The organism is Curvivirga aplysinae, from assembly GCF_009711445.1.
Lineage (GTDB): Bacteria > Pseudomonadota > Alphaproteobacteria > UBA8366 > Aestuariispiraceae > Curvivirga > Curvivirga aplysinae.
This window is the reverse complement of sequence record NZ_SMMC01000058.1, coordinates 1-5,151: the sequence shown is the minus strand read 5'-3', so window position 1 is coordinate 5,151 and position 5,151 is coordinate 1. Positions and strand designations below refer to the sequence as shown.

The 5,151-nt window shown below is 43.2% G+C and carries 5 protein-coding genes; 2 read left to right on the top strand and 3 right to left on the bottom strand.

Translation table 11 applies throughout. The annotated features are described in order from the left end of the window. Positions 1 to 182 precede the first annotated feature (182 nt). Positions 183 to 1,283 carry an NAD(P)/FAD-dependent oxidoreductase gene (locus E1160_RS00800; RefSeq protein WP_155153092.1) on the bottom strand — a complete coding sequence of 367 codons (1,101 nt, stop codon included), beginning with the start codon at positions 1,281 to 1,283 and terminating at the stop codon, positions 183 to 185. Positions 1,284 to 1,590: 307 nt separating this feature from the next. Here E1160_RS00800 and E1160_RS00795 point away from each other — a divergent pair, with 307 nt between their 5' ends. Further along, on the top strand, positions 1,591 to 2,223 hold the full coding sequence (locus E1160_RS00795; protein WP_407923883.1) for a DODA-type extradiol aromatic ring-opening family dioxygenase: 633 nt from the start codon (positions 1,591 to 1,593) through the stop codon (positions 2,221 to 2,223). Here the strand turns inward: E1160_RS00795 and E1160_RS00790 are convergent. After that, positions 2,220 to 2,387, bottom strand: coding sequence for a hypothetical protein (locus tag E1160_RS00790; RefSeq protein ID WP_155153091.1), 168 nt, complete (start codon positions 2,385 to 2,387; stop codon positions 2,220 to 2,222). The genes E1160_RS00795 and E1160_RS00790 overlap by 4 nt on opposite strands. A gap of 225 nt (positions 2,388 to 2,612) precedes the next feature. Here E1160_RS00790 and bktB point away from each other — a divergent pair, with 225 nt between their 5' ends. Then, complete coding sequence (gene bktB / locus E1160_RS00785) at positions 2,613 to 3,800, top strand: beta-ketothiolase BktB (protein WP_155153090.1); 1,188 nt, start codon at positions 2,613 to 2,615, stop codon at positions 3,798 to 3,800. Positions 3,801 to 3,868: 68 nt separating this feature from the next. Here bktB and E1160_RS00780 read toward each other — a convergent pair. Further along, on the bottom strand, positions 3,869 to 5,151 hold a 1,283-nt coding region (locus E1160_RS00780; protein ID WP_456236707.1), incomplete at its 5' end, for a GTP-binding protein.

Here is a 5,151-nt window from a genome sequence, read left to right as displayed (position 1 = left end):
TTATCCTGAGTTGGTAGTATGCCTCGGGGGAAAGGTTTATGGGCATAATAAATAAGATAAAAGAACTGGAGTTAGTCGCGCTCTGTCTGCTGTCAGGATAAGTGGAACAGGTTTGATTTATTGAGTTAGGAGGATTTTTGGTTCATCGCAATGACTGTAAGGAATAAGGATAGCTAGTTCGATTAACGAAGTCTGTTTGGCGTGAGAGCCTCCAGTAAGTCATTAGGTCTTGAATCGATTTTGCCAGTTATTAGATCACAAGCAATTTCCGAAAGAGCCGGAGCTGTTTGAATACCGTATCCACCTTGTCCTGCAAGCCAGAAGAAGCCACTTGCATGATTGTCAAATCCGACTACTGGTGTTTTATCTTTTACAAAGTTGCGTAAGCCAGCCCAGCTGTGTTCTACCTGTGTTACCGGGGCGGTAACCATCTCTTCATATCGATATAATCCTTCGGCTAATACCATATCATCTGCCCATGCGTCATGCGGCTCGACGATGTCTTCATCGGCGGGTGAAATATATAATTTTTCTCCTTGGGGTTTTGCATACCAATCTTCACTGGCAGATGCAAAAAGCGGCCAATCGGATGAATCATATCCACTGGGTGCAGGAATAACTGCCATGGAACGTCGCTTGGGCATTAAACCAATCTGGGGTATATTGGCTAAAGTTGCAATATGATCAGCCCAGGCCCCAGCCGCATTTATTAGAATTGGGGCTTCGTAACTCTCATCAGGAGTGGTCAGTGTCCAAACCCCATTTTCATAACTTATTTTTTGCACGTGTTGTTTGGGTTTAATATGACCACCATGCGACTTAATAAGGCGTATATATCCTTGAAGAAGAAGGTCAGAATCGATGTCTTGGGCTTCTGTTTCTATGGCTGCAGCCGCAATTTTTTCTGGCCTGAGAATAGGTACTAAATCGCAAGCTTCTTTGGTCGTTAAGCTTTCCATGTCTGTAGCATCACTTAGATATGCTTCCAAGTCTTCCAACTCGTTTTCAGTGGCGACCAACATTTCTCCGCGTGGGGAAAGCAAACTATGATCCGCAATACCTTCTGGATTGTTAAAGAATGTTTCTGAAGATGCGGTAAGTTGTTTTAAGACCTTATTCCCATAGTTGCGAATGAAGATCGCAGCTGATCTGCCTGAGGAATGGTATCCAAGGCTGCTTTCTTGTTCTAACACACATGCTTTCCCATGTTTTGCAAGATGTGAGGCAACACCAAGTCCTGCAATCCCGCCACCAATGACAAGAAAATCGTAATTGCTCTTCATGTCTTCATCCTCCCAAAAACATGACTTTCATCGATAGAATGCTTTGGGTGAAATTGACAAGTGATTTCAGAAGATAAACCATGATTGGAAACAATGGGTTTCCTATCATCTGGCTTATAGATTGTCATATTTCCCTTATATCTATGAGAAAAAGATTGAAAGGATGAGCCCTATGACTGATACATCAAAAATGCCTGTGATATTCCTATCTCATGGGGCGCCTTCTATGGCCATTGAACAAGATAGTCTTGGACGCGCCTTCTTGGCGGGATTAGCGGATCAATTACCTAAACCAAAAGCGATTTTGATTGCCAGTCCTCATTGGGAAACGAGTGATCTACGCTTGACTGCGTCTTCTTCGCCGGAAACCATTCATGATTTTTATGGTTTTCCTCCTGCGCTTTATCAAATGCTTTATCCAGCTAAAACAGATCAGGGTGTTGTTGAAGAAATTGTTTCTTTAACAGGCGCTGTCAGGGATCCTAACCGTGGTTATGATCATGGGGCATGGTCGCCTTTATATTTGCTTTATCCTGATGCTGATATTCCGGTGATACAATTGAGTTTACAATCACATGAAAGCCCTGAATATCTATATGCGCTGGGTGATAAATTATCAGAATTACGGGATGAAGGCGTCTTGATTATTGGATCCGGTTCTGTGACGCATAACTTGCGGGATATTGAGTGGCGTAACCCCAGTCCAAGTCAATGGGCCGTGGATTTTGAAGATTGGTTTGTCTCAGCGATTGAGGAAAATGATCATGAAACTTTACTTGCGGCGCGGGAAATAGCCCCGAATTTTAATTATGCACATCCAACAGATGAACATTGGCTGCCGCTTTATGTTGCGATGGGGGCGGCAAAAGAAAAAGCCACGCTTTTACATCGTGGCTTTGAGCATAAAAATATTAGCATGGCAGCTGTCCGTTTTGATTAAACGGTTTCTACCGGATGTGTCTCACGGAAACGATCTTGGATAGCTTGTATCTCTGCGGCGATTGCAGGATCGAGCGCTTCTGCCACATGAGTTTGCGCTAACTGTTGAATATCATTTTCAATGTGTTCAATTAAATCTTCGTCTGGTAGACTGCCGGAATTCATTGGATAGTTTGCGCCAAAGTATTTATTAAATAATAATTTAATAATAGTCAAGGCATGTTAAAAATATTCAAACTGATAGAGGGGAAAAGACTATGAGTTTTCGTCTGTTCTTTTTTATTCCCATTTTTAATTTAGCCTCAGTATAATTTCCATTCACTTGCCACATCGTATGTTGCTGTGTAGTCTTTTGTGCAATGCAAAATAATTACATGACGGGAGACAAAAATGTCAGCGGTAAATGACGTTGTAATTTTGGATGGCGCACGTACGGCCATCGGTGGTTTTGGCGGTAGTTTAAGTGGCTTAACACCAGCCGAACTAGGGGAAGCAGCTGCAAAAGAAGCAATTGCACGTTCTAATGTCGCAGCAGAAGATATCGATCATTGCGTAATTGGTCATATTATCCCAACAGGGGCCGCAGATGCTTATTTAAGCCGTGATATTGCACTGCGAGCAGGATTGAAAAATGCATCTAAGGCATTAAACGTGAACCGTCTTTGTGGATCTTCCGTTCAATCTATTATTTCTGCGGTTCAAATGGTGGCTTTAGGGGATAGTAAAATCGCACTGGCAGGCGGTGCAGAATCTATGAGCCAAGGTGTTTATTACACACAGAAAGCACGCTTTGGGCAAAAGATGGGCGATATGTCCATGATGGATATGACGGTTGGCGTGCTAACTGACCCATTTGACAGCGGTCATATGGGCATGACGGCGGAACGTATTTCTGATCAATATCAGATTTCCCGCGAAGAAATGGATGAATATTCTGTTGAAAGCCATAAGCGAGCTCAAAATGCTATTGATCAAGGCTATTTCAAATCTCAAATCGTACCAGTGGAAGTAAAAAAAGGCCGCCAGATGGTGACTTTTGATACGGATGAACATGTACGTGCAGACGCATCTATGGAAAATATGGGCAAGCTAAAAGCAGCTTTTAAAAAAGACGGTAAAGTTACCCCTGGTAATGCTTCTGGTATCAATGATGCTGCTGCCGCCTTGGTTCTTACCACTATGGATGAAGCAGAAAAACGTGGATTAAAACCAAAAGCACGTATCCTATCTTATGGGTTTGGCGGTGTTGCACCAGAGGTGATGGGGCTTGGCCCGAACGAAGCAGTACCAGAAGCACTGGAAAAGGCGGGCTTAAAAGTCGACGACATGGATGTGATTGAATCCAACGAAGCTTTTGCCGTTCAAGCTATGGCCGTGAGCAAATCTTTAGGATTTGATGCTGGGAAGGTGAACCCAAATGGCGGTGCTGTGGCTTTAGGGCATCCGGTTGGCGCAACAGGGGCAATCATTACCTTAAAATGTGTGTATGAACTTGAACGTATTGGCGGTAAATACGGCCTTATCACCATGTGTATTGGTGGAGGCCAAGGCATCGCCTTGGTGATTGAAAAGCTTTAAGTTTTAGATGAGTTATTGGAAAAGCCCTGAAAGAAGTTTCAGGGCTTTTTTGTCAATCCATCGAAATGTTATTCATTTGGTTCACTCTCATCGACCCGACGCCAAATGGGGAATGTATCTTCATATTCTGGTAAATCATGAGGGCCGATTGCGTCTTCTTCAGGCACAAGGCATTGATCTAACCTTGCTTCTAATGCAGGCCAGTCAATGTCAGAACCAATGAATACGATTTCCTGACGACGATCCCCCCATGGGTCTTGCCAGTGTTTTTCTTTGTAATTACGTGCGCCGTCATTATCGGGGTACTTATCTTCAGGGACGGTCGCCCACCAGTTGCCCAGAGGTGACATATTAGAAAGTGCACCCGCTAAAGAAAATTCCAACACCCATTCAGGACGGGTAGAAATCCAAAAATGCCCTTTTGCCCGGATGACACCTGGTAAATCACCATTTAACAAAGATTGAATATGTTCAGGAATGAAAGGACGTCTAGCTCGATACACATGGGAGGTAATGCCATATTCCTCTGTTTCTGGTGTATGGTCAGCGAAGCCATATAGCTCCTTTGCCCACATTGGGTGTTCATGAGCTTTTTGATAATCGAATAAACCTGTATCCAGTATCTTATCGGTGGCTACATCTGAATGGTCAGTTTCAATAATCCTTGCATCTGCATTTAGACTTCGAATGATTTTACGTGCTGCATCTACATTTTCGGAGCCTGCATCACTGACTTTGTTGAGGATAACCACATCCGCAAATTCGATTTGATCAGTTAATAGATGAACCAAGGTGCGATCATCTTCTTCACCTAAAGTTTCTCCTCTATCACTTAAAAAATCATGTGAGGAATAGTCTTTCAATAGGTTTACAGCATCCACAACGGTTACCATGGTATCCAATCTAGAAACATCAGATAGACTAACGCCATCTTCATCACGAAAATCAAATGTTGCTGCGACAGGAAGAGGTTCTGAAATACCTGTAGATTCGATTAAGAGATAATCAAATTTACCTTCCTCTGCTAAGCGGCGAACCTCAAGCAATAAATCATCTCGCAATGTACAGCAGATGCATCCATTAGACATTTCAACTAATGTTTCATCTGTGCGACTAAGCTCTGTATCTGCGCGCACCAAATCTGCATCAATATTCACCTCAGACATGTCGTTAACAATCACCGCGACGCGTTTATTGTCTCGATTGTTTAGAACACGATTTAACAGGGTGGTCTTACCCGCGCCAAGGAAACCGGATAGGACAGTTACCGGAAGGCGTTCGGTATTGGGGCTCATTTCATTCATTTTACATAATCCTCTAATTACGTCCTGATCAACTGGTATTATGGCAG

Coding starts and splice junctions, on each gene's coding strand:
- E1160_RS00800 (WP_155153092.1), bottom strand. CDS start 1,283: ATGAAGAGCAATTACGATTTTCTTGTCATTGGTGGCGGGATTGCAGGA.
- E1160_RS00790 (WP_155153091.1), bottom strand. CDS start 2,387: ATGAATTCCGGCAGTCTACCAGACGAAGATTTAATTGAACACATTGAA.
- bktB (WP_155153090.1), top strand. CDS start 2,613: ATGTCAGCGGTAAATGACGTTGTAATTTTGGATGGCGCACGTACGGCC.